The organism is Streptomyces sp. NPDC050759, from assembly GCF_044456945.1.
Classification (GTDB): domain Bacteria; phylum Actinomycetota; class Actinomycetes; order Streptomycetales; family Streptomycetaceae; genus Streptomyces.
Genome location: NZ_JBITGI010000021.1, coordinates 46,691 through 70,506, shown reverse-complemented (window position 1 = coordinate 70,506; position 23,816 = coordinate 46,691). Strand labels below are relative to the sequence as shown.

Annotated in this window: 15 protein-coding genes; 10 read left to right on the top strand and 5 right to left on the bottom strand. The window is 71.2% G+C overall.

What is annotated here, in order from left to right; translation table 11 throughout:
- Nucleotides 1-35: 35 nt before the first annotated feature.
- Nucleotides 36-539 (bottom strand): MarR family winged helix-turn-helix transcriptional regulator, encoded by a 504-nt coding sequence (locus tag ACIBJB_RS40805; RefSeq protein WP_398938845.1) that lies wholly within the window; start codon nucleotides 537-539, stop codon nucleotides 36-38.
- A gap of 277 nt (nucleotides 540-816) precedes the next feature.
- Here ACIBJB_RS40805 and rph point away from each other — a divergent pair, with 277 nt between their 5' ends.
- Complete coding sequence (gene rph / locus ACIBJB_RS40800; protein WP_398938843.1) at nucleotides 817-3,414, top strand: rifamycin-inactivating phosphotransferase; 2,598 nt, start codon at nucleotides 817-819, stop codon at nucleotides 3,412-3,414.
- A 111-nt stretch (nucleotides 3,415-3,525) separates the two neighbouring features.
- Here the strand turns inward: rph and denD are convergent, their stop codons facing one another.
- Nucleotides 3,526-4,542 (bottom strand): D-erythronate dehydrogenase, encoded by a 1,017-nt coding sequence (gene denD, locus ACIBJB_RS40795; protein ID WP_398938841.1) that lies wholly within the window; start codon nucleotides 4,540-4,542, stop codon nucleotides 3,526-3,528.
- Between the two features lie 314 nt (nucleotides 4,543-4,856).
- Here denD and ACIBJB_RS40790 point away from each other — a divergent pair, with 314 nt between their 5' ends.
- From ACIBJB_RS40790 to ACIBJB_RS40775, 4 genes are all read left to right on the top strand, one after another.
- Entirely contained in the window at nucleotides 4,857-5,783 is a 927-nt protein-coding gene (locus tag ACIBJB_RS40790; RefSeq protein WP_398938839.1) for a hypothetical protein, read from the top strand.
- A gap of 509 nt (nucleotides 5,784-6,292) precedes the next feature.
- On the top strand, nucleotides 6,293-7,594 hold the full coding sequence (locus ACIBJB_RS40785) for a DUF3500 domain-containing protein (protein WP_398938837.1): 1,302 nt from the start codon (nucleotides 6,293-6,295) through the stop codon (nucleotides 7,592-7,594).
- Nucleotides 7,591-9,015, top strand: coding sequence for a HupE/UreJ family protein (locus tag ACIBJB_RS40780; protein WP_398938835.1), 1,425 nt, complete (start codon nucleotides 7,591-7,593; stop codon nucleotides 9,013-9,015). Before ACIBJB_RS40785 ends, ACIBJB_RS40780 begins: the two co-directional genes overlap by 4 nt.
- Nucleotides 9,016-9,211: 196 nt before the next feature.
- Nucleotides 9,212-9,670, top strand: coding sequence for an SRPBCC family protein (locus ACIBJB_RS40775; protein ID WP_398938833.1), 459 nt, complete (start codon nucleotides 9,212-9,214; stop codon nucleotides 9,668-9,670).
- A 30-nt stretch (nucleotides 9,671-9,700) separates the two neighbouring features.
- On the opposite strand, the gene ACIBJB_RS40770 is transcribed toward ACIBJB_RS40775, so the two are convergent.
- Nucleotides 9,701-10,195, bottom strand: a complete 495-nt coding sequence (locus ACIBJB_RS40770) for an ATP-binding protein (RefSeq protein WP_398938831.1) — start codon at nucleotides 10,193-10,195, stop codon at nucleotides 9,701-9,703.
- 160 nt (nucleotides 10,196-10,355) lie between these two features.
- On the opposite strand from ACIBJB_RS40770, the gene ACIBJB_RS40765 reads away from it, so the two are divergent.
- The 5 genes from ACIBJB_RS40765 to ACIBJB_RS40745 all read left to right on the top strand — a co-directional run bounded on the left by ACIBJB_RS40765 (nucleotide 10,356) and on the right by ACIBJB_RS40745 (nucleotide 19,830).
- A complete protein-coding gene (locus ACIBJB_RS40765; RefSeq protein ID WP_398938829.1) occupies nucleotides 10,356-10,736 on the top strand; it encodes an STAS domain-containing protein in 381 nt (126 codons plus the stop codon).
- Between the two features lie 243 nt (nucleotides 10,737-10,979).
- The gene (locus ACIBJB_RS40760) at nucleotides 10,980-15,254 is read left to right on the top strand and encodes a HAMP domain-containing protein (RefSeq protein WP_398938826.1); all 4,275 of its coding nucleotides are present in this window, start codon (nucleotides 10,980-10,982) and stop codon (nucleotides 15,252-15,254) included.
- Between the two features lie 100 nt (nucleotides 15,255-15,354).
- Entirely contained in the window at nucleotides 15,355-17,727 is a 2,373-nt protein-coding gene (locus ACIBJB_RS40755; protein WP_398939007.1) for a SpoIIE family protein phosphatase, read from the top strand.
- An 85-nt stretch (nucleotides 17,728-17,812) separates the two neighbouring features.
- Nucleotides 17,813-18,121 (top strand): hypothetical protein, encoded by a 309-nt coding sequence (locus ACIBJB_RS40750; protein ID WP_398938824.1) that lies wholly within the window; start codon nucleotides 17,813-17,815, stop codon nucleotides 18,119-18,121.
- Between the two features lie 11 nt (nucleotides 18,122-18,132).
- Nucleotides 18,133-19,830, top strand: a complete 1,698-nt coding sequence (locus ACIBJB_RS40745; protein ID WP_398938822.1) for a RecQ family ATP-dependent DNA helicase — start codon at nucleotides 18,133-18,135, stop codon at nucleotides 19,828-19,830.
- 12 nt (nucleotides 19,831-19,842) lie between these two features.
- On the opposite strand, the gene ACIBJB_RS40740 is transcribed toward ACIBJB_RS40745, so the two are convergent.
- Nucleotides 19,843-21,306, bottom strand: a complete 1,464-nt coding sequence (locus ACIBJB_RS40740; protein WP_398938820.1) for an aminotransferase class I/II-fold pyridoxal phosphate-dependent enzyme — start codon at nucleotides 21,304-21,306, stop codon at nucleotides 19,843-19,845.
- 127 nt (nucleotides 21,307-21,433) lie between these two features.
- Complete coding sequence (locus ACIBJB_RS40735) at nucleotides 21,434-23,713, bottom strand: S9 family peptidase (protein ID WP_398938818.1); 2,280 nt, start codon at nucleotides 23,711-23,713, stop codon at nucleotides 21,434-21,436.
- Nucleotides 23,714-23,816 lie beyond the last annotated feature (103 nt).

Sequence of the window (23,816 nt, the reverse complement as noted above, 5' to 3'; positions counted from 1 at the left end):
ACGGGCAGGCGCGCAGGAGGTGTTACTTCAGACCGTCAGCGCTCGGGGTCGTCGATCGGCTTGCCGGTATCGCTCTGAGCGGTCAGGAAAGCCCGCAGGCCGCCGCCGAGCGCCGCCCGCTCGCCGGGTTCCATGGCCGCGAGGACCACGGCAAGCGCCTGAGATCTGCGCGCGGCCACTTCGTTCAGGATCTGCCGGCCGCGCCCCGTGAGAACGAGCTGCACCTCTCGTCGCCTGTGCGGATGCAGCAGCCGCTCCAGCAGGCCGGCCGCCTCCAGCCGATCGCACAGCCGACTGGCGGTCGGCGGCCCTATGTCCATGCTCTCCGCCAGAGTGGTGAGATTGAGCCCCGGTTCCGACTCCAGTACCCGAAGAGCCCTCAGTTGGTGGGGCGACAGCCTCAGACTCGCCCCCTGGGCGGCCACCGACCACACGTGCGCGAGACCGTCCACGGCATCGGCGATCTCCCACGCGACGGATAGCGGGTCATCACCCGGCCCGCTCGACCGGCCGTCCCCCGAGCCACTGAGACGAGTCACACACGCATCGCTTTCAGTAATCGCCTGGCCATGCAGATACCGCCCTCATTCAAACGCGGTACCCGATGAGTCGTCGAGCAAGCACATGACCACAAATGGCAAAGGCAAGGAGAGAACTCTCCTTGCCACTCTCAACTTATAGCGCGCAGGGGGGCTTGCGGCAAGACCCGGGTCACCGCGCACAATCGTCGGCCGAGGCCACAACCTGCGGAAATGGGGAAACGACTTGTTCTCGACCGACTCGTCGACGGGGAACGCGACCGGTGACGGAACTGCGATGACCGAGCGGTACGTGCTGGATCTTCATGAGATTGACGAGAGTCAGATCGCGGTCGTCGGCGGCAAGGCCGCGCACCTGGGCGCCCTGTCCCGGATCGAAGGCATCCGCGTACCGGCGGGCTTCTGCGTGACGACGGACGCCTTCCGGCGGGTCGTGGCGCAGTCGCCGTCGATGGCCGATCGGCTGGACCAGCTGGCGCGCGTGAATCCGGACGACCAGGAGGCGATCCGCACGCTCAGTGCGGACATCCGCCGGATCATCGAAGAGACCGCCATCCCGGACGATGTGGCCGCGGCCATCACTCACACGCTCGGCCGGTCCGGTGAGCAGGCCGCCTACGCCGTGCGCTCCAGCGCCACGGCGGAGGATCTGCCGACGGCCTCCTTCGCCGGCCAGCAGGACACGTACCTCAACGTCGTGGGAGCGACGGCGATCCTTCAGCACATCAGCCGGTGCTGGGCCTCACTGTTCACCGAGCGGGCCGTGGTCTACCGCCGGCGCAACGGCATCGACCACCGTGCGGTCCACATGGCCGTGGTCGTGCAGCAGATGGTCTTCCCGCAGGCGGCCGGCATCCTGTTCACGGCCGACCCCGTCACGGGCGACCGGACGGTCGCCACCGTGGACGCCGGTTTCGGCCTCGGCGAGGCCCTGGTCTCCGGTCTGGTGAACCCGGACGTCTTCAAGGTGCGGCACGGCGAAGTCGTGGCCAGGACGATCTCCGCCAAACAGCGTGCCGTTCACGCCCTGCCGTCCGGCGGCACACGGGAAGTGGGGATCGACTCGCAGTGGCAGGAGCAGCCGGCGCTGACGGATGCGCAGGCGGTCCGGCTCGTGCAGCTCGGGCGGCGGATCGAAAGGCACTTCGGCCGCCCGCAGGACATCGAATGGTGCCTGGCCGACGACGGTTTCCACATCGTGCAGAGCCGGCCGATCACCACGCTGTTCCCCGTACCCGAGAGCGACGACCAGGAGAACCACGTCTACGTCTCCGTCGGTCATCAGCAGATGATGACCGACGCCATGAAGCCCCTGGGGCTCTCCATGTGGCGGCTGACGGCCATGGTGCCGATGCACGAGGCCGGCGGGAGGCTGTTCGTCGACGTCACCCGGCGCCTGGCCTCGCCCGCGAGCCGCGCCGGCCTGCTGGACCTCATGGGGAAGGGCGATCCGTTGGTCCGGGACGCGCTGGAGACCGTCCTCGACCGCGAGGATTTCGTCCCGTCGCTTCCGGACGCGTCTCCCGGCGCGCCGTCGGCCGCTGTCCCGCCTGCCTCGATCGAGACCGATCCGGCCGTCGTCACCGGGCTGATCGAGCGCAGCCAGGCGTCCGTCGCCGCCCTCCGGCGCGACGTCCGGGCAAAGACCGGACCGGCGCTGTTCGACTTCCTGCTGGAGGCGTTCGAGGAGCACAAACGAGTCCTCGGTGATCCACTGAACCTTCAGGTGATCATGGCGGGAATGGAGGCCACGTGGTGGCTCAACGACAAGCTGGAGGAGTGGCTCGGCGAGAAGAACGCGGCTGACACGCTGACGCTGTCCGCCCCCGGCAACGTCACGTCCGAGATGGGACTCGCGCTGCTCGACGTCGCGGACGCGATCCGCCCGTATCCGGAGGTGGTCGGGTTCCTGGAGGGCGTCGAGGACGACGGCTTCCTCGACGAGCTGGCGAAGCTCCCGGGCGGGACGGAAGCGCGCGATGCCATCGAGGCCTACCTCGACCGGTACGGCATGCGCTGCGTCGGCGAGATCGACATCACGAGGCCGCGCTGGCGCGAGCGCCCCAGCACCCTCGTTCCCGTGATCCTCGACAACGTCAGGAACTTCGAACAGGGCGCGGCCCAGCGGCGCTTCGAGCAAGGGCGGCAGAAGGCGCGGCAGAAGGAACAGGAGGTGCTGTCACGCCTGCGGACCCTGCCGGACGGGGAACGGAAGGCCGACGAGGCCAAGGGCATGATCGAGCGGGTCCGCACCTTCATCGGGTACCGGGAGTACCCGAAGTACGGCATCATCAGCCGCTACTTCGTCTACAAGCAGGCCCTGTTGGCGGAGGCCGAGCGCCTCGTTCAGGCGGGCGTGCTGGCCGACAAGGAGGACGTCTTCTACCTCACCTTCCAGGAGTTCCACGACGTCGTGCGCTCGCAGCAGGTGGACGACCAGCTCGTCCGGCGGCGCAAGGACGCGTTCCGCTCGTACCAGGCGCTGACACCTCCCCGGGTCCTCACCTCGGACGGCGAGGCTCTCACCGGGGCGTACCGGCGCGACGACGTGCCGGCCGGCGCCCTCGTCGGCCTACCGGTCTCCACCGGGACCATCGAGGGAAGGGCCCGCGTCATCCTCGACATCGCGGAGGCCGATCTCGAGGAGGGCGACATCCTGGTCACGACCTTCACGGACCCCAGCTGGTCGCCGCTGTTCGTCGGCATCGCGGGCCTGGTGACGGAGGTGGGCGGTCTGATGACCCATGGCGCGGTGATCGCCCGCGAGTACGGTTTGCCGGCCGTCGTGGGCGTGGAGCAGGCCACCCGCCGGATCCGGGACGGACAGCGGATCCGCGTGCACGGAACCGACGGGTACGTCGAGATCCTGCCTTGACGGACCCGCCGGGAAGCCCCGACACAGTGGTGCTTCAGGTTTCACTGGCCCCCTGAGTCACCAGTAGGTGGTGCTTCCCGGTGCCGGTCGACCGCGGTGCTGGTGATGACTTCACTCCAACGGGGTGGCGACCGCGTCGGGGTGATCCGTGAGGTAGTCCTGGAGCACCGACAGGAAGCTCGGGTCGGGGCCGAGGCCCAGTGCGGCGGCGCGTCGGTGGTCGAAGACGGCCGGCCATGAGCCGACGATCGCTTCGACGGACGGGTCGGGGGCGACGGTGACCCGGTCGGCGACAGTGTCACCGGCCACCTGCCGCAGGGTCGCGAGCATGTCGGCGACCGAGACGGTCAGGGCGGGCAGGTTGACCGGGAGCGGGCCGTTAAGGCGCCCCGGTCCGGTGCCGCGTTCCGCCTCGGCGACGCGGAGGATTCCCGCCACGGTGCGCCGAGGGGAGGACAGGGCCACTTTCAGGCCGGGATCGACCGGGCAGACGGCGGGCAGGCCTGCAAGTGGCTCGCGCACGATGCCGGACAGGAAGCCGGAGACGGCCGCGTTGGGCCTGCCCGGACGTACCACCACCGTCATCAGCCGCACGACACGCCCGTCGATGAAGCCGCGGCGGGTGCAGTCCGCGATCAGGTGTTCGCACATCAACTTCTGGGTGCCGTAGCTCGACCGCGGTACCGGCACCGTCGTCTCGCTGACCGCCGGTGGCAGAGGCAGGGCCGGGTGGGAGCCGTAGACGGCGACACTGCTGGCGAACAGCATCCGCACCACCGGCCCGCCCGACCGGGACTGCGCCCGCGCGGCGTCCAGCAGCGCGCGGGTGGCGTCCACGTTGGCACGCATCCCGAGATCGAAGTCGGCCTCGCACTCGGCCGATACCGCGGCTGCGAGATGGAACAGCACGTCCACCGGCTCGGCGAAGACCGTGTCCAGGTGCTCAGACAGTTCCCCGTGCACCACCTGGACCGGCGCCCCGGCACCTTGCGCGTCGTCGGGCCAGGCCACGCGGTCGACCAGCACCAGACGGCTGAGCGGCGCACCGCAGAAGGCCCCCGCCCGCAGCAAGGCGCCGGCCAGCAGCCGTCCGAGGAACCCGGACGCACCCGTCACGACGATTCTCACCCGTTCATCTCCTCCAAAGGCGGCGGCTTGTTGGCCCCCGCCACTCACGTCGGACGCTTCCTGAACTACCCGCATCCTGTCGCGACCACCTGCGGATACCAGGGCAGAACTCGCAAGCCAGGACGCCCCCACGTGCCGAACTCGTGAAAGATTGACGGGAGTTGTGAAGAGCGACAAGAATGCGGCTCGCTCGCTGTCACTGAAGTGAGCGAAGTGACGCGAGTGGCTCAGACACGGGTGCCTTCCATGCTCCGCCTGCCGCGGCTGCTCGCGTCCTGCCACCTCCCACACTCACGAATCCGCCAGGACATATCTTGACGCGCCTTTCACGCTCCAGAACGTCGGCCGCCGTTGCCGCAACCGCCTTCATCGCCACCGCCACTCCCCTGTTCGGGGCCGCTGCCGCCAGTGCCACACCCGCGGGCGGCTGCCAGACGGCCACGGTTCAGTACCGCCTCGTCGACGCCGCCGGAAAGCCGGTCGATGCCGACTGGACCTCACAGGGCGGCTTCCGCCAGTGGTCCACCGCCCCCGGCGCCGTCGAGGTGCGGCTGGCTCCGGGACAGTCGGTCGGCGAGGGCTGCAAGTACCCGGTCTCACTGGCCGAATACACCACCGAGGGCCCGAACTGGTACACCTCCGGCCTTCAGACCCTCGTCGACCACGCCACGGTCTATCTCGGCACCGAGGACCTCCCCGGCGCCGACGACGCCAAGCGGACCTGGCAGAAGCTCACGGTGAAGACGCCGGACTGCTATGGGCAGATCGACCTGTACGGCGACGACGTCATCTACGACGGCGGGTCGGGCAACGGTCATGGGCCCGCGCCCTACCAGCCCGACAACGTCGTCACGCCCTACCACCTGATCGCGGCGTGGAACGGCGGCGACAAGTCGTGCACCCCCGAGCAGCCGAACTCCCCCACGCCTCCGGCATCCCCGTCCACGCCGGACAGCCCGAGCAGCCCGCCCGCCAGCCAGCCGCCCGCGGACCAGACGACTCCGCCCGCCACGTCCACGACCCCGCCCCCCACCTCCTCCACTCCGCCCACCACCCCGGACGTCCCGCCGCTGGAGTCGACGCCCCCCACCTCCCCGGCGCCCTCGCCCAGCGACAGCACCCCGCCGCTGGCCGAGACCGGTTCGAGCGCACCCGTCGGCCTGATAGCAGGCGGCGCGGCCGCGGTGATCGCCCTCGGGGCGGCCGCCCTCTACGGCACCCGCCGTACACGGCGCTCCTGACCAGGACCGCAGTCGGCACCGCCACGCGGTGAGGCATCCGGCGGTTTCGCCCCAGGCACCGGACACGCCCGCTTGGTCGGGACAAGGCCTGGGGCGAAACGTTGCCGTTGCGGTGAGGGCGTATCCGCCGGCGGGCGCCCTGTCCCGTGCCCCTGCGCGAACGGTCGGTGCCCCGCCGGAGCGCAACGTCTGGGCAGGCAACAACGCCGGCTCCCCCGCCACGAGTTGCACCGCCACCGTCACCGTGAAGGACGCCGTCGGCCGACGGTGGCACGTCCTGCACGGGGGCGCGTCGGAAGCTGAAGACTCGATAAGAGCACCCTGTCAATGAGCACAGCTTATTTCCTGCATACGTGGTGCCCGCCACCCAAAGGGGACAGGCCCGACGGCTCGAGCATTGAGTTGTCAACAATTTTGCTGATAGTTCTCTCATCCAGCGCGCGCGTGTCCCGGACGCCGCCGTCCGCAGAGACGGCGCAGCGTTCCCACCCTTTCTTCAGGGAGTGTTCGTGAGCAAAGAGAGAACCCGTCGGGTGCGTACCCGACGGACTTGGCGGGGCATGGCGGGCGTGGCCGCGGGCGTGGTCCTCGTCGGTGGCGGATTCGTGGCGGCCAACGCCGCGACGACCACGGGCGACGCGAAGAAGGCCGGCGTCCACTACCCGGTCGACAAGAAGGCCGACGGCGTCGCGGCCGTGGTCAGCGCCGCCAACGCGTTCCTGAACACACTGGACTCCGATCAGCAGGCGGAGACCGTCCTGGACTTCTCCCAGGCGAACGCGACCGCGTGGTCGAACCTTCCGTGCGGGTCCAGCTGCCGCCCCGGGATCCAGTTCAGCTCGCTGAGCGACGAGCAACTGGCCGCGGCCGAGAACGTGTTGAAGGTGGCCCTGGGGTCCGGCGGGGACACCGGCTACGAGCACGTCCTCGAGACGCTCAAGGCCGACGACGTGCTCGCGTCGGCGCAGAGCAGCGGCTCCGACTCCGCCGCGCCGACGGACGGCGCATCCGGCGCCCCCTCGCCCGACGCCTCCTCCTCAGACTCGGCCTCGGCATCGGCATCGGCATCGGCATCGGCGGACCCGAGTGCCACGCCCACCGACGTCCCGACCGGCGCCCCGCCGTCCGGCGGCACCGGCGGCGGTGGTCTCGGCGGCTACGGCAGCGGTGTCTACTTCCTGGCGTTCCTGGGCACCCCGTCGGCGGACGGCACCTGGCAGCTGCACTTCGGCGGCCACCACCTCGCCGTCAACGTCACCTACAAGAACGGCAAGGTGGCCGGCGCCAGCCCGTTCTTCACCGGTGTCGAGCCCACCAGCTGGACCGACGACGACGGCACCGCGCACGCGCCGATGGCGAAGTTCCGCGACGGTCTGCTGAAGCTGACCGGCAGCATGAGCACGGCGCAGTTGGCCCAGGCCAAGCTGTCCGAGTCGTTCGGCGACGTGCTGCTCGGCCCGGGTGAGGACGGCCAGTTCCCGGCGACCAAGGAAGGCATCAAGGCAAGCTCACTGTCGGCGAAGCAGAAGAAGCTGGTCCTGGAGGCCATCCACCCCTGGGTCGCAGACGTGGACGACGTCACCGCCAAGCAGCTCATGAAGACGTACGCCAGGGAACTCGACCAGACCTACGTCGCCTACTCCGGCGGCACGGGCCTGGACACCCAGGGCGACTACGTGCGGATCGACGGCCCGAGCGTGTGGGTCGAGTTCGTCTGCCAGAACGGCGTCGTGTACCGGGACCAGGTCCACTACCACACCGTGTACCGGGACCACACCCGCGACTACGGCAGCGAGTTCTCCTTCTCATGACCGGACCGCGAAACTGGCTGACCACGGCACTGCGTCTGGTGGCCGGGATCGCGATCGTGGTACCGGCGGCGCTCCTCGCAGGGGCGTCGCCGGCCGCCGCGCATCCGATGCCGCACTCGGTGGTGCAGCTCGACGTGTACCAGGCGTCGGTCACCGCACGGCTGGAACTCCCGGTCGACGACCTCTCCCGGGCCGCCGGGATCGACCTGAGCGACACCACCCGGGCCACGCTGTCCGGTAAGGCCGAGGCCATCCGCAGCTACCTCCGCACACACATCCATCCGGCCGGTTCCGGCGGCAAGGCCTGGCAGGTCGGCATCGGCGCCCTGAGCCTCAGCCGCACCGAGCAGACCTCCACCGGCCCCTACCGCGAGCTGGTCGCCGAAGCCGTGCTCACCCCGCCGGCCGGCACCGACGTACGCCACTTCACCTTCGGCTACGACGTCATCGTCCACCAAGTCGTCACGCACACCGTCCTGGTGACGGCGCGTCAGGACTGGGCCGCCGGGCAGGTCGACGGCGAGGGCACCACTCAGGTCGGCACCATCCGGATCGACACCCGGACCATGACCGTCCCCGCCCTGAAGGTCGACCTCGGCGACGGCAGCGCCTGGCGCGGTTTCCTGGCCATGGTGCGGCTGGGCGGCGACCACATCCTCACCGGCACCGATCACCTGCTCTTCCTGCTGATCCTGCTCCTGCCCGCGCCGCTCGCGGTCACCGGGCGGCGGTGGGACGGCGTGGTCGGCGCCCGTTCCGCGCTCGGCCGGATCGGCCGGATCACGCTCGCCTTCACCGCCGGGCACTCCGTCGCGCTGGCCGTCACCGCGCTCGGCCGCCTGGAAATCCCCGGATGGCCGGTCGAGGCGTTCATCGCCGCGAGCATCCTCGTCGGCGCGATCCACGCGATCCGCCCTCTCTTCCCCGGTAAGGAGGCCCTGGTGGCCGGGGTCTTCGGCCTCGGTCACGGCATGGCGTTCTCCTTCGTCCTGGCGGAGATGCACCTGTCCACCGGTCAGCTCGTGACCAGCCTTCTCGGCTTCAACCTCGGCATCGAACTGGTCCAGCTCCTGCTGGTCTGCCTGGCCCTGCCCTCGCTGCTGGTGCTGGCACGCCTGCGGGTGCAGCCCGCGCTGGGGCTGACCGGCGCGGTGCTCACCGGCACCGCGGCCGTCGGCTGGCTGGCCGACCGCCTCGGCCTGCCCAACCCTGTCGCCCGGGCGGCCGACGGCGCCGGATCCCACACCACGCTGCTGCTCGCCGCCCTCACGGTGACCGCACTCGCCGCCACCGGCTGGACCCTGACCACCCGTCGGCACGCTCGTCCCGGACCGCCCGATCCCCCCGCGACGACGTATGAGCCGTACGGTCGGGACCGGTCGGCGGACGTCGCCGACTCAGCGGCGCCACAAAGCCGTTGAGAGCCGCGAGCGGAGGAAGGACGCACGCTGTCGGTTCCGGCACTTCCGGCTGAGCGCTCGGTCAGTACGCCGCCGCGGTCACCGTTCGTCTCGCGCGATGTCCCGTCCTCCCGTAGGGTCACGGTGCCGCCATGGCAGCACGGCCCTACGGCCCGGGTCGCCCGTCGGCCGCAGGCCGCGGAGATGAGGAGTGCCCATGTCTGGACAGTTCGAAGCGGTGGTGGAGGTCGATCGGCCCGTAGAGGAGGTGTTCGCCTACCTCGCCGACGGGCGCAACGACCCTCAGTTCAGCCCCCGGGTCCTCACCATCGAGAGGATCCCGGACACCCCGACCGCGGTGGGCACCGTCTTCCGGAGCACGGTCAAGGACGCGGGCATGAAGACCGCCCGGGAGTTCCGCGTCACCGAACTCCAAGCCCCGGTGAAGCTTCGCTGGGCCGAGGTGTCCAAGAACAGCGTGACGGTGCGCGAGGGTGGCTACGACCTGGAAGCCCTGGCCGACGGCAGGACTCGCGTCCGTATCTTCAACCACCTCGAGGGCCACGGTCTGGGCAAACTGCTGGTCGGACTGGCGCTGGCCGCGGCCCGCAAGGACGCCTCTGCCTTCGGCACCCGGATCAAGACGGCCGCCGAGAAGGCGATCGTTGCCGGCTGACCTCTCGACGGGCAGCCGAAGACCGTCGGCTCAGCCGGAAAGGTCCTGCTGTGGGTCGTCGAACAACGCGAGACGGGCCGCGATGCGCTTGCCTACGGGCTCTCGGCGCACCTCGATCCCCTGTACCACCGCCATCACGATCTCCAGACCGTGCTGGCCCACCCGACCGGCGTCGGCGGCGCGGGCCAGGGGAAGCGTCGGATCGGTGTCCCACACCTCGATCTCCAGCATGGCGTCGACGATGCGCAGCCGCAGCAGCACCGGTCCGGGCGCGTATTTCAGCGCGTTGGTGACCAACTCGCTGACCACCAACTGCCCCAGGTCCATGGCACGGACCGACACCGGCAGCCCGTACTCGCCCCGCACCCGCGTCAGGAACTTCGACGTCTGAGCCCGAGCGTCGGCGATACAGCCGTCCGCTCCGTCCAGGGCCACGGTCACCTCGGCAGGTGCGGCTTCCGGCATCCACGCACACTCCTCAGGCAGGACCCGCAGCCTGCCGGCCATCTCCAATACCCCGTTCATGGGCGCGCGGATACCCCGTGATTCCCGCCTTACTCCTGTGCCGCGCCTTTCTTGTGCCGCCCATGAACCAGAGGGCCGTCTCATGCATCGTGCTCGGGCTTCCTGGGCAACGGTGGCACCAAGGACGTGACAGCCCCCATCGAGCGCGCAGAGGACGCAAGTGACAGACAACCGGAAAGAAGTGGGACACGGCAGACTGTCCGTGGTCCGGACCGACGCCGACGGCATCACCGTGCTCGGTCTCGACGGAGAGATCGACCATCAGAGCGTGGGCGGCCTGACGCGGGCCCTGTCTCTGGCCGACCCTCGTGAGGGGCACCGGGTGGTCATCGATCTCAGCCAGGTCACCTTCATGGACTCCAGCGGTGTCAACGCTCTGATCGCCGCCTTCCACTCCGCTCAGGCCGCGCAGGGATGGCTGCGGCTCGTGGTAGTGGGGGGCGCCGTGCAGCGCACCTTGCAGCTCGTGGGACTCGACACCGTCGTCCCCTGTCACCCGACCCTGGAGGACGCCCTCGCGTCGACGCAGCCAGGCGCGTGAAAAGGAGAACGGGTACCCGGGATCACTCCCCCCATGCCGGTTTCCCGATGTCTCCTTTCTGCCTGCCACAACGCTCCGACCAGGCTTTTGTCGCCACTGCGCACCTGGGTTAATCTTCGACGGATTTCTCATCGGGCTGTTCTGTGGGGTGCAGAATTGTCGCTGGTGAGCGGGCCCTTGACGAGCCCGACACGGTTCCGAGTCCTCGTGCGGGGGCTCTTGGGGAGCGGAACGAGGGTGCGCATGAGCGGCACGTCGACTCAGGACCGGGAGAAGGCTCCGGGGGAACAGGAGCTACGGCAGTTGCTGGCCGGGCTGACCGCCGTGCGCGACGGCGACTTCGGTACCCGGCTGCCGTCCGACGGACAGGGCCTGCTGGGTGACATCGCCACGGTCTTCAACGGCATGGTCGACCAGCTGTCCGTGTTCACGTCGGAAGTCACGCGGGTGGCCCGCGAGGTGGGCACCGAGGGCACGCTGGGCGGCCAGGCCGAGGTGCCGGGAGTCTCCGGCACCTGGGCGGACCTGACCGACTCGGTCAACGCGATGGCGGGCAACCTGACCACGCAGGTCCGTGACATCGCCCAGGTGGCGACGGCGGTGGCCAAGGGCGACCTCTCGCAGAAGATCGACGTGCCCGCGCACGGGGAGATCCTTCAGCTGAAGGAGACCGTCAACACGATGGTCGACCAGCTCTCCGCGTTCGCCGACGAAGTCACCCGCGTCGCCCGGGAGGTGGGCAGCGAGGGCCGGCTCGGCGGACAGGCCCAGGTGCCCGGAGTGGGCGGTGTGTGGCGCGACCTGACCGACTCGGTCAACTTCATGGCGGGAAACCTCACCTCCCAGGTCCGCAACGTCGCCCAGGTGACGACGGCGGTGGCACAGGGCGACCTCTCCCAGAAGATCACCGTCGACGCCCGCGGCGAGATCCTCGAACTCAAGAACACCATCAACACGATGGTCGACCAGCTCTCCGCCTTCGCCGACGAAGTCACCCGCGTCGCCCGCGAGGTCGGCACCGAGGGCCGGCTGGGCGGGCAGGCCGACGTCAAGGGCGTCAAGGGCACCTGGCGCGATCTCACGGACTCCGTGAACTTCATGGGCGGCAACCTCACCGCGCAGGTCCGCAACGTCGCCCAGGTGGCCACGGCGGTGGCACAGGGCGACCTCTCCCAGAAGATCACCGTCGACGCCCGCGGCGAGATCCTCGAACTCAAGAACACCATCAACACGATGGTCGACCAGCTCTCCGCCTTCGCCGACGAAGTCACCCGCGTCGCCCGCGAGGTCGGCACCGAGGGCAACCTCGGCGGCCAGGCGATCGTGCGGGGCGTGTCGGGAACCTGGAAGGACCTCACAGACAACGTCAACGTGATGGCCTCGAACCTGACCGGGCAGGTCCGTTCGATCGCCCAGGTCGCCACCGCCGTCGCGCGCGGTGATCTCTCGCAGAAGATCACGGTGGAGGCCAAGGGCGAGGTCGCCGCCCTGGCGGACGTCATCAACACCATGGTCGACACGCTGTCCGCGTTCGCCGACGAGGTCACCCGGGTCGCCCGCGAGGTCGGCACCGAGGGCCGCCTGGGCGGCCAGGCGCATGTGCCGAACGTGGCCGGCACCTGGAAGGACCTCACCGACAACGTCAACTCGATGGCCAACAACCTCACCGGGCAGGTGCGCAATATCGCCCTGGTGACGACCGCGGTGGCCAATGGTGACCTGTCCAAGAAGATCGACGTCGACGCCCGGGGCGAGATCCTGGAGCTGAAGACCACCATCAACACGATGGTCGACCAGCTGTCGTCGTTCGCCGCCGAGGTCACCCGTGTCGCCCGCGAGGTCGGCAGCGAGGGCCGCCTCGGCGGACAGGCCGAGGTGGAGGGTGTCGAGGGCACCTGGAAGCGGCTGACGGAGAACGTCAACGAACTGGCCGGGAACCTCACCCGGCAGGTCCGCGCGATCGCCGAGGTCACCAGCGCCGTCGCCGAGGGCGACCTGACCCGCTCGATCACCGTGGAGGCCTCCGGCGAGGTCGCCGACCTCAAGGACAACATCAACTCCATGGTGGAGTCCCTGCGCGAGACGACCCGGGCCAACCAGGAACAGGACTGGCTCAAGACCAACCTGACCCGCATCTCCAGCCTGATGCAGGGCCACCGCGATCTGCCGGTGGTCGCCGAGCTGATCATGGACGAGCTCACGCCGTTGGTCTCGGCCCAGTACGGCGCCTTCTACCTGGCGGAGGACACCGTGCGCGGGCCCGAGCTGCGCCTGGTGGGCTCGTACGGCTGTCCGGACGACGACGAGCGGCCCACCCGTATCCCGGTCGGGCGCTCACTGGTCGGGCAGGCCGCGCGCAACCGCCGTACCGTCACCGTGGAAGAGCTGCCCGCCGGGTACGTCACCATCTCCTCGGGCCTCGGGCACGCCGTGCCCACAGCTCTGGTGGTGCTGCCCATCGTGGTCGAGGAGCAGGTCCTCGGCGTGATCGAGCTGGCGTCCGTCACCCGCTTCACCCAGATCCACCAGGACTTCCTGGCGCAGCTGATGCCGACCATCGGCGTCAACCTCAACACCATCGTGGCCAACGTCCGCACCGACGAGCTCCTTGACGAATCCCAGCGGCTGACCGCCGAACTCCAGGCCCGCTCCGAGGAGTTGCAGGTCCAGCAGGACGAACTCCAGCGTTCCAACGCCGAGCTGGAGGAGAAGGCCTCCCTGCTGGCCTCGCAGAACCGCGACATCGAGGCAAAGAACCTCCAGATCGAACAGGCCCGGCAGGAACTGGAGACCCGCGCGCAGCAGTTGTCGCTGGCCTCCAAGTACAAGTCGGAGTTCCTGGCCAACATGAGCCACGAGCTGCGCACCCCGCTCAACAGCCTGCTGATCCTTGCCCAGTTGCTGGCGCAGAACCCCTCGCGCAACCTCACCCCGAAGCAGGTCGAGTACGCGGGCATCATCCACTCGGCGGGCTCGGACCTGCTCCAGCTGATCAACGACATCCTCGACCTGTCCAAGGTCGAGGCGGGCAAGATGGACGTCGCCCCCGAGCGGGTCCCGCTGCGCCAGCTCCTCGAGTACGTCGAGGCGACGTTCCGCCCGATGACGTCACAGAAGAGCCTTGAGTTCACGGTGGCCACCGCGCCCGGCACCCCGGCCGACCTGCTCACCGACGACTCCCGGCTGCGCCAGATCCTGCGCAACCTGCTGTCGAACGCGGTGAAGTTCACCGAACAGGGCGGTGTGGAGCTGCGGATCGAGCCCGCCGCCGACCGGGAGGTGCCGCCGGGCGTGCACCGGGGCGGCCCGGTCGTGGCCTTCCGCGTCAAGGACACCGGTATCGGCATCCCGCAGCAGCAGCTGGAGACGATCTTCGGGGCGTTCCAGCAGGCCGACGGGACGACCAGTCGCAAGTACGGCGGCACAGGGCTCGGTCTGTCCATCACCCGGGAGATCGCCCACCTGCTGGGCGGCGCGGTCACCGTGGACAGCATCCCCGGCCAGGGCAGCACCTTCACGCTGTACCTGCCTGTCGCGCGGGCCGACTTCGAGGAACTAATGGAGACAGGCGGACGTCCGGCGGAACAGCCGTACGAACCCTCCGCCTCCGAGGAGGCGGCCGAGCCCCGGCAGCTCGCCGCTCCCGCGCCCTCCCCCGAGCAGCGCAGACGCCGTCTGCTGGTCATCGAGGAGCGCCCGCGCGGTCTGCTCACGCTCGTCGCCGAGCGGGCCGTCGCCGACCTCGCGTACGACTCCGGCGATCCGCACGGGGGGATCGACATCATCACGGCCGTGGGGGCGCAGGAGGCGGCGAGCACACTGGCGGCCGACCCGTGCCACTGCGTCGTCCTGGAGCTCGGCATGCGGCATGACGAGGGCGCGGCCTTCCTGGAGGCCATGCGCGGCGACTCGGCGCTGGCCAGCGTGCCGGTCCTGATCCACACCGGGCACCGTCTGAACCTCGGCCAGGAGCAAGGGCTGCGGGCCCTGGCGGGCGACCGGCCGCTGGCCTTCCTGGCCGGCCTGGACGATCTGCGCGAGCGCATCACCCGCCACCTGTCCGCCGAGCAGCCGGGCGACGTGCCGTCGCCGGCGCGTCCCGAGGAGCCACAGCGCCCCGCCGCACAGACGGGGGACCACTCCTTCGTCGGCCGGACGGTCCTCGTGGTCGACGACGACGCGCGCAACCTCTTCGCGCTCAGCGGGGTGCTGGAACTGCACGGCTTCCACGTCCTGCACGCGGACAACGGCCGCAAGGGCATCGAGATGCTGCTCGCCCACCCGGACATCTCGCTGGTCCTGATGGACGTGATGATGCCGGAGATGGACGGATACGCCGCCACCGCGGAGATCCGCTCGATGCCGCGGTACGCCCAGCTGCCGATCATCGCCGTCACCGCCAAGGCCATGCCCGGCGACCAGGAGAAGAGCCTCGCGTCGGGTGCCAACGACTACGTCACCAAACCCGTCGACACCGGCGACCTCATCGCCCGGGTCCGACGGTGGCTGCCCGCGTGAACCCACGCCGCGACCAGCAGCCGACCGCGTGACGTCCCAGCCGAGGAACAGGCCCACCGTGAGTGATCTCCGTCAGCCGCCCGAGACCCGGAGTGCCGCCGTGGACGACCAGCACGCCGTCCACGGAGACGACAGCGCCGGGCAGCCCTCTCCCGTCGGCAGGCTGGCGGCGACCGTGGAGCGGCTGCGCCGGGAGGTACGGGCGGCACAGGCCGAGGCGGACGGGCGGGCCCTGATCGAACTGGCCAAGGGCATCCTCGTCGAGCGGCTGGGCTGCGGTCCGGCACAGGCCTCGCGGCAGCTCGCCGAGCTCACGGCACAGGCGGGCGTGACGCCGTTGGAGTTCGCGGCCGAGGTGATCAACCAGGCCTCGCGGGACCGCGTGTCGGAGGTGACCAGCGCCTTCCTCGCCGCCACCGCCGACCCACCCGACGGGCACTCCTCCGCCGTGCGGCTGCGTACCGCCGAGAGTGGTGCGCTCGCCGCCCAGGACACCCAGGCTGTCGCCGACTCCCTGCTGGAACACGCGCTGACCCCGCTGGGCGCGGAGGCGGTGGCCATCTGGGCCCTGGGTGCCGACGGGTCCCTCGCCCTGGCGGGCAGCGCCGGGTTCTCCACGGCCGAGGCCGGACGCTGGCGGCATGTGCCGCCGGGCGTGACGACCGTGGCGCGCCGTGGACTCGCCGAGCGCACGGGGCAGTGGATCCGCAGTCTGTCCGAGACCGGGCTGCCGTCCATCGGCCGGCACCACCACTCCGACGGCGGCCGGGTCGCCGTACCGGCGGAGACCGGCGGGCGCATCCAGGGCGTACTGGAGATCGCCTGGGCCGCGCCGCTGGAGCCCCCTCCCCCGCCGATCGTCCGTCAGATCGAGGCGCTGGCCGAGCTGTGCGCGCACACCCTGGAGACGAACACCCTCCACCACCCCGACGGCGACCCGCTCCCGCGCGTCCTGCCGGACGTCTCCGAGCTGATGGACCTGGCCGACGGCCTCCACGACCCGGCGCTGGTGCTGGTGCCGCACCTGGACTCCGACGGACACCTCGTCGACTTCCGCATCCACCACGTCAACAGCCGCTTCCTCGACCCGGCGGGCCGGCCGCGGGGCGTGGTGAGCGGCGCGCTGCTGCTGGAGGCGTACCCGATGGCCGCCGGTCACAGCGAGCTGTTCGAACGGATGGAGCGCGTCTACGCCACCGGTGAGCCGTTCCGCGCCCACCGCATGCGGCTCACCGCCCTGGTGGACGACGTCCCGCTCGCGGCCGTCGCCGACATCAACATCAGCCGGCACGGCGGCAGCGTCCTGCTCATCTGGCGCATCGAGGACGAGACGGCCCGCCTGGCGAGCCTGCTCCAGCACGCCCAACGCCTGGGCCGCATCGGCGGTTTCGAGGAGAACCTGCTGACGGGCGAGATCACCTGGAACGGTCAGCTCTACCACCTCTACGGCAAGCCCGTCTCCGACCCCGCCGTGCCGCTGGAGGACCTGCCCGCCCACGCCCACCCCGACGACGCCGTCGCCATCGGACGGTTTCTGCGCACCCTGCTCCACCAGCGCCGTCCCGCGTCCACCGCGTTCCGCCTGCAACGCCCCGACGGGGTCACCCGCCACATCCGGGTCGTGGCGGAGCCTGTGCTCGACTCCGCCGGTCAGCTGTATGTCGTGCGCGGCGCCTACCAGGACATCTCGGCCCACCACTGGACCGAGGTCGCCCTCGCCGCCACCCGGGACCAGCTCGCCCACAGCGAGCAGCAGGCCGGCGAACGCAACCGGCTGACCCTGCAGTTGCAGCACGCCATCATGCCCCCGACGCGGGCGCCGCTGGAGGTTCCGGGACTGGACGTGGCGGTGCGCTACCGGCCGGCGGAGACCCAGCATCTGGTCGGCGGTGACTGGTACGACGCGGTCGTGCTGCCGTCCCGGCTGGTGCTGCTGTGCGTGGGCGACGTCGCCGGGCACGGCATCGAGGCGGCCACCAGCATGGTCGTCCTGCGCAACGCGCTGCGCGGGCTCGCCGTGACCGGTGCCGGTCCCGGCCAGCTGCTGTCCTGGCTCAACGTGGTGGCCCACCATCTGACCGGCGCCGTCACCGCCACCGCGGTCTGCGGCCTGTACGACCCCGAGAACCACACCCTGCGCTGGGCGCGGGCCGGGCATCTGCCGCCGGTCCTGGTACGCGGCTCGGATGCGGCACCGCTGCCGCTGATCAAGGGGCTGCTGCTGGGTGCCGTACCGGAGGCCACGTATGAGGAGCACGAGGTCCAGCTCGCCGTCGACGACACCCTGCTGATGTACACGGACGGTCTGATCGAACGCCGAGACCGGTCCGTGGAGGAGTCCCTGGCGCAGTTCCTGACGGTCGCACGCGCGGTCCATCCCACCCTGGACCAGCAGTTGGACCGTCTGCTCACCCACAGCAGGTCCGACACGGACGACGACACCTGTGTCGTGGGCATCCGCGTGGCCGCCTGAGGCCGGGGCGGTCCCTGCAGGCGCGCCGGAGGCTTGTGTCCGGGCAGGTGGGGAACGCGTTGTCCGGAACCATCGGGGAGACGTCATGCCACGAGTCAAGGAGTACGCCGTCGCCGCGTCCGGTCGGTGGACGGACGAAGAGGAGGGCCGCCGCCGGCTGCCCGCCGGAGAAGTCCACGCCTGGGAGCCGGGCACGAACCAGACGGTCTGCGGTCTGTCCCTCAGCCGCTCCCAGCTGGTCCGGTTCCCGCACGTCACCTGGTCCGACACGATCCCGGAGTCCGGAGGCGCGGCCGACCGGGTGCGGCGCCTGTGTCCGCGCTGTGCCTCCGTGGCGGGACGTCGTGGGGGCGACGCTCGTCCGAGGTGGCACCGCACCAACCCCAGACCGTGAAGGGAGTGGGCATGCCCGACCAGGGGAGTACGGGCGTCTCGGACCGGTTGGCGCGGACCGCCGGCGACGTGTTCGGCTGGAGCGAACTGCGGCCGGGACAGCTGACCGCGATGGAAGCGGTCATGCAGGGCCGGGACACTCTGGTCGTCATGCCCACCGGCGCCGGGAAGTCCGCGGTGTACCAGGTGCCGGGGCTGCTGCTGCCCGGGCCCACGGTGGTGGTTTCCCCGCTCATCTCCCTCCAGCGGGACCAGATCGCCGGCCTGCTGCGTCACGACGACGCCCTGGACGCCGTCGCGGTCAACTCCGCCCAGGCGGCCGGAGAGGCGGCGGCCTCCTGGGACGACGTCCGGCACGGTGCCGCGGAGTTCCTGTTCCTCTCCCCCGAGCAGCTCGCCAAGGACGAGGTGGTCGAGCGCCTGGCCCGGGCCGCGCCGTCGCTGTTCGTGGTCGACGAGGCCCAGTGCGTCGCCGCCTGGGGCCACGACTTCCGTCCCGACTACCTCCGCCTCGCCCAGGCGGCCCAGCGCATGGGCAGGCCCACGGTCCTCGCCCTCACCGCCACGGCAGCCCCACCGGTACGCGAGGAGATCGTGGAGCGGCTCGGCATGGAGGATCCGGCCCTGGTCGTGGCCGGTTTCGACCGGCCGAACATCGCGTTGGAGGTGCGCCGCTTCCTGGACGACACGGAGAAGCGTCGGGTGGTCGTGGAGCGCGCCGCGGCGGAGCCCAAGCCGGGGATCGTCTACACCGCCACCCGCCGGGACGCCGAGGCGTACGCGGACGACCTGGCCGCCCTGGGCCTGTCGGCCGCCGCCTACCACGCCGGGCTGACAGCCGGTGAGCGCTCCCGCGTGCACGACGCCTTCCTGGCCGGCGAGACCGACGTCGTCGTCGCCACCTCCGCCTTCGGCATGGGCATCGACAAGGAGGACGTACGGTTCGTGCTGCACGCGTCCGTGCCCGGCTCGCTCGACGCCTACTACCAGGAGATCGGCCGTGCGGGGCGCGACGGCGGGCCCGCGCTCGCCGTCCTCCACTACCGGCCGCAGGACAGCGGCCTCCAGCGCCTGTTCGCGACGCGCGCGCCCGACGAGGAAACCCTGGGCGCGGTCGCGGAGCGCATCCATGAGCGCGACGCTCCTGCCGAGCCGGACGACATCCGCAAGGAGACGGATCTCTCGCGCAGACGCGTGACGGCGGCGGTCAATCTCCTGGAGCAGTCGGGTGCCGTGCGCACCGAGGACGACGGGCGGATACGCGCCGTTCCCGGGACGAGGGCCGAGGACGCGGCCGCACGTGCGGCGGAGGAGGCCAGGTCACGCAGCAGGCTGGAGCAGTCGAGGCTGGCCATGATGCTGGGGTACGCCGAGACCACGGGCTGCCGGCGACGCTTCCTGCTCGGATACTTCGGTGAGCCGTACGACGCGCCGTGCGGGGCCTGCGACGTGTGCACGTCCCCCTCGTCCGGGGACACCGTCGTCGAGGGAGTGGGGGACGCGAGCGAGAAGTCCGTCTCGCAGGCGGCCGCCGTCGCCTATCCGGCGGGTACCCGGGTGCGGCACACGGAGTGGGGAGTGGGCACGGTGATGAGCGAGGAGGGCGACCGGATCACCGTGCTGTTCGAGTCCATGGGATACCGGACGCTGTCCCTGGCCGCCATCGCCGACAAGGGCCTCCTCACGTCACACCCGCCCGCGGCCGGCTGAGGCTGCCCGGCCTCAGTGCCGCGCCACCACCCGCAACGTCTCGACCGAGGGGTCGGCGGCGTCCGGGATCAGGACGCCGTGCTCGACGCCGCTGCGCAGATAGTCGAGGACCTCGTCGGTGATGACCTCACCGGGGGCGATCGCCGGCACACCCGGCGGGTACGGGCTGATCATCTCCGCGGCGATGCGGCCGGCGGCACGCTCGGCGGGGACGTGGTCGACCTCGGCGAAGAACGCGTCGCGCGGCAGCATGGCCTGCTCCAGTTCCAGGACCGAGGGCTCGGGCAGGTGTACCGGCGGCCTGCGTTCGATGGACTCGGCGCTCTCGGTGAGGGCGCGCAGGGCGTCCAGCAGCGCCTTCTCCGTCTCGTCGTCGTCGGCGTGGGTGATCGACGCGCTGATCCGGCAGGTGTCGGAGCCGCCGAGGTCCACGTGCCGCTCGGCCCGCAGCCACTCGGCGGCCTGCATGCCGCTGATCCCGAGCTCGCGTACGTCGACCACGACCTTCAGGGGGTCGAAGTCGGCGGCGAGCCCCTCCTCCACGACCTCCTGCCCCATGGGCCGCAGTCCGGGCAGATCTCCGGCCGCCAGCCGGATCCGTTCCGCGCGGTGCAGCGCGGCGTCCAGGAGGTCGTGGCCCTGCTCGACCATCTGGCGGCGCCAGCCGTCCAGGGTCAGGTACACCAGCGACGAGGCACTGGTGGTGCCGAGCAGGTCCTCCCGCTGCTTGAGCGCTTCCGGCGAGACCCGGTCGAACTGGAGGTGGAACACGGAGCTCTGTTCGATCGCCCCGCCCATCTTGTGGACGCTGGTGACCACCAGATCCGCCTCGGCGTCCATGCCCCAGGCGGGCAGCCCGGGATGGAACGGCAGGTGGGCGCCCCAGGCCTCGTCGAGGATGAGGGGGACGTCGAACTCGTGGCACACCCGGGCCACGCCCCGGACGTCGGCGCAGGTACCCCAGTCGGTGGGGGTGATCAGCAGCATGCCCTTGGCGTCCGGGTGCTCCTGGAGACGGCGGCGTACGTCGTCGGGCTCCGGCGGATGGGCGATGTGCCGCTCGCGGTCGAACTTGGGGTGGACCCAGATCGGTTCGACGCCGTTGACGACGACGCCCGAGATCACGGACTTGTGCGCGTTGCGCGACAGCAGCAGCTTCTCCCCGGGACCGGCCACGGCCAGCATGGCCGTCTTGACGGACAGGGAGCTGCCGCACGTGGAGAAGAACGCCTGCTCGGCCCCGACCGCGTCCGCCATCAGTTCCTGTGCCTGGCTGAGCACGCCCTGGGACTGGCGGCGGTCGTCCAGCCCGTTCAGGGACAGGACGTCCGAGCGGAACACGTCGAGCCCGACGATCTCCGCCACCCGCGGGTCCACGCCGCGGCCCTGCTTGTGGCCGGGCGGACCGAAGACCACGTCTCCGCGACGCCGGAACTCCTCCAGCGCCTCCAGCACGGGCACCCGCGAGTGATCCATGGTTCCTCCCAAGTCCGTCCCGCCCCGTTCAGTTGTCGAAGCCGTACGGCCCACTCGGTCTCAACACCGTGTTGACCGCATGCGCCCGCCGAAACACTCGGCGCAGCCGTCCGGTCCCCCCGGAGGCTCAGGAGGGGTGCAGGTGCCGCTCCATCCAGTCCGCCGCGGTCCGGCGGAACAGGCGCCGGTTGTCCGCACGGAGGAAGTCGTGCCCCTCGTCACGCAGGACGAGGAGCTCGGCGGGGACACCGTGCTCCCGGGCGGCCCGCACGAACTGTTCCGACTCCCCCGGCGGCACGTTGGTGTCGTGCTCACCGTGGACGGCGAGCAGCGGGGCCCGCAGCGCGTCGATACGGCTCATCGGTGACAGGGCGCGCAGCAGTTCGCGGTCGCGCTCGGGGTGGCCGTACTTGTGCGCCGCCGATTCCGCGATCCAGGGCTCGGTGCCGGCGAAGAAGGTCAGCAGGTCGGACATGCCGCAGACGGCGACGCCGGTGCGGAACAGGTCCGGGTGCCACACGAGGGAGGCGAAGGTCAGGTAGCCGCCGTACGAGCGCCCCATCACCGCCAGCCGGGTCGGGTCCGCGGGGCCCGCCGTGACCGCGTGCGCCGCGCAGTCCGCGACGTCGTCCAGCGCGGCGAAGCGGCCGGTGCCCAGGTCGGCGTCGACGAAGGACCGACCGTGTCCGCCGGAGCCGCGGACGTCGGGGGCGAAGACGTCCAGGCCGCGCCCGAGCAGCTCGTGGTACAGCGGGTCGAACACCGGGCGTTCCTGGTCCTCGGGGCCGCCGTGCAGGTGGATCACGCAGGGGGCCGGCTCGTTGGGGGCACGTCCCGGAGCCCGGTAATACCAGCCGCTGAGGGGCAGGCCGTCCCTGGCGGCGAGGCGCGAGAGGACAGGACGTACCGGCGGGCGGCCCGGCGGGACGGCGTCCTCGTCCCGGGAGGACCACGGGGTGCGCAGCAGGGACACGCCTTCGTGGGCCCACCACACGCCGGGGCGGCGTTGGGAACCGGACAGTGCCAGCAGCAGCCGCCCCGTCCCGGCGGGTGCGACCCGTGTGACGACCTCATGGGGCAGCGGTACCGGCCGGGCCGGTCCGGCGGCGTCCGGGGCTCCGTGCCCCGGGGAGGTCTCGACGACCTCGAGTTCGCTCGCGCCCCGCACGTTCCAGGCCAGCACGGCCGTCCGGCCGTCGTGTGCCATCGCCAGCAGTTCGAGGCCGCTGTCCGCGCGTTCCGCCACGACGGTTCTGCCGCGCGGTGTGCCGTCGGCGCCGAGAGCGACGGCGAAGAGGGCCGCGTACTCCCGGTCGGCGTCGCTGCGCAGCCACAGCGTCCGTCCGTCGGGCGAGAACCGGCCGATCCACTGGTCTCCGTCGGCGACCCGCAGGGTGAAGGTGGTCGCCCCGTCCGAGGTGCGCCGGACGACCCCCTCCCGCCGCCCGCGCGGTCCCCGGCGCAGCAGCGCGAACCGGCCGTCGTGGCTGAGGTCGCACACCCGGAGCGTGGGCGCGTCCGGTTCCGTGGCGAGCAGCACGGGTGAGGCCAGACCGTCGGGATCGATCAGGTAGGCGGACAGTCCTCCGCCCGGCCGGGTCGCCGGTGTCCCGCCCGGCCCCACGGCGTACGTGGTGGTGCCGAGGAGGGTCGCCCGGCCGTCCCGGGCCGTCCACAGACCGTCTCCCTGGGCGCGGGCGGTGGGTGGTGCGGCGAGGGTGACGGCGACGGCCGAGCCGTCGTGGGCCCAGCAGCCGAGGTAGGCGGAACTGTCGGGGTCGGCACCGGCCAGCAGGCGACGGCCGGTGCCGTCGGGGCGCACGCACAGCACCCGCGAGTGCTCACCCCCGCCCGGCGCGGTGGTGTACGCGATCCAGCGGCCGTCGGGTGACCAGGACACCTCTTTGACCGGATCCGGGGAGGAGTCGAGCAGTCGAATCCCCTCCCCGTCCACGGGCCCGGCCCACAGCTGCGGCACACCGCCCCGGTCGCAGATGAAGGCCACCTCGGTGCCGTCGGGAGCGGCGGAGGGATACCAGCACCCGTGCGCGTGCAGCCGCGTGATGGCGTCCCGCGGCCCTTCCGCCTCGGGCAGCGGCGTCGAGGCGGGCGCCGCGGCACGGGCGTACTCCTGCGCCGGGGCGGGACCTGCGGCGCGGGCGGACTCCTGCGCCGGCGGGGGCGCCGCGGCGCCCGCAGGCCCGTGCGCCGGTACGGGGTCGCCTGCGGCGCGGGCAGACTCACGCGCGGTTGCAGGCACACCGCCACGGGCAGGCCCCTGTGCCGCTGCGGGCGCCGCGGCGCCCGCAGGCCCGTGCGCCGATACGGGGCCGTCTGCGGCGCGGGCAGACTCACGCACCGATGCCGGCACGCCACCACGGGCAGACCCCGACGCCGATGCCCGCATCGCGGCACCGCCAGACCCCTGCGCCGGCGCGGGCGCCACAGCCCCGACCGGTCCATGCCCCGGTGCGGGCTCTGCGGCGCGGCCAGACTCACGCACCGATGCG

Coding starts and splice junctions, on each gene's coding strand:
- rph (WP_398938843.1), top strand. CDS start 817: ATGACCGAGCGGTACGTGCTGGATCTTCATGAGATTGACGAGAGTCAG.
- ACIBJB_RS40780 (WP_398938835.1), top strand. CDS start 7,591: ATGACCGGACCGCGAAACTGGCTGACCACGGCACTGCGTCTGGTGGCC.
- ACIBJB_RS40775 (WP_398938833.1), top strand. CDS start 9,212: ATGTCTGGACAGTTCGAAGCGGTGGTGGAGGTCGATCGGCCCGTAGAG.
- ACIBJB_RS40770 (WP_398938831.1), bottom strand. CDS start 10,195: ATGAACGGGGTATTGGAGATGGCCGGCAGGCTGCGGGTCCTGCCTGAG.
- ACIBJB_RS40760 (WP_398938826.1), top strand. CDS start 10,980: ATGAGCGGCACGTCGACTCAGGACCGGGAGAAGGCTCCGGGGGAACAG.
- ACIBJB_RS40750 (WP_398938824.1), top strand. CDS start 17,813: ATGCCACGAGTCAAGGAGTACGCCGTCGCCGCGTCCGGTCGGTGGACG.
- ACIBJB_RS40745 (WP_398938822.1), top strand. CDS start 18,133: ATGCCCGACCAGGGGAGTACGGGCGTCTCGGACCGGTTGGCGCGGACC.
- ACIBJB_RS40740 (WP_398938820.1), bottom strand. CDS start 21,306: ATGGATCACTCGCGGGTGCCCGTGCTGGAGGCGCTGGAGGAGTTCCGG.
- ACIBJB_RS40735 (WP_398938818.1), bottom strand. CDS start 23,713: ATGCGGGCATCGGCGTCGGGGTCTGCCCGTGGTGGCGTGCCGGCATCG.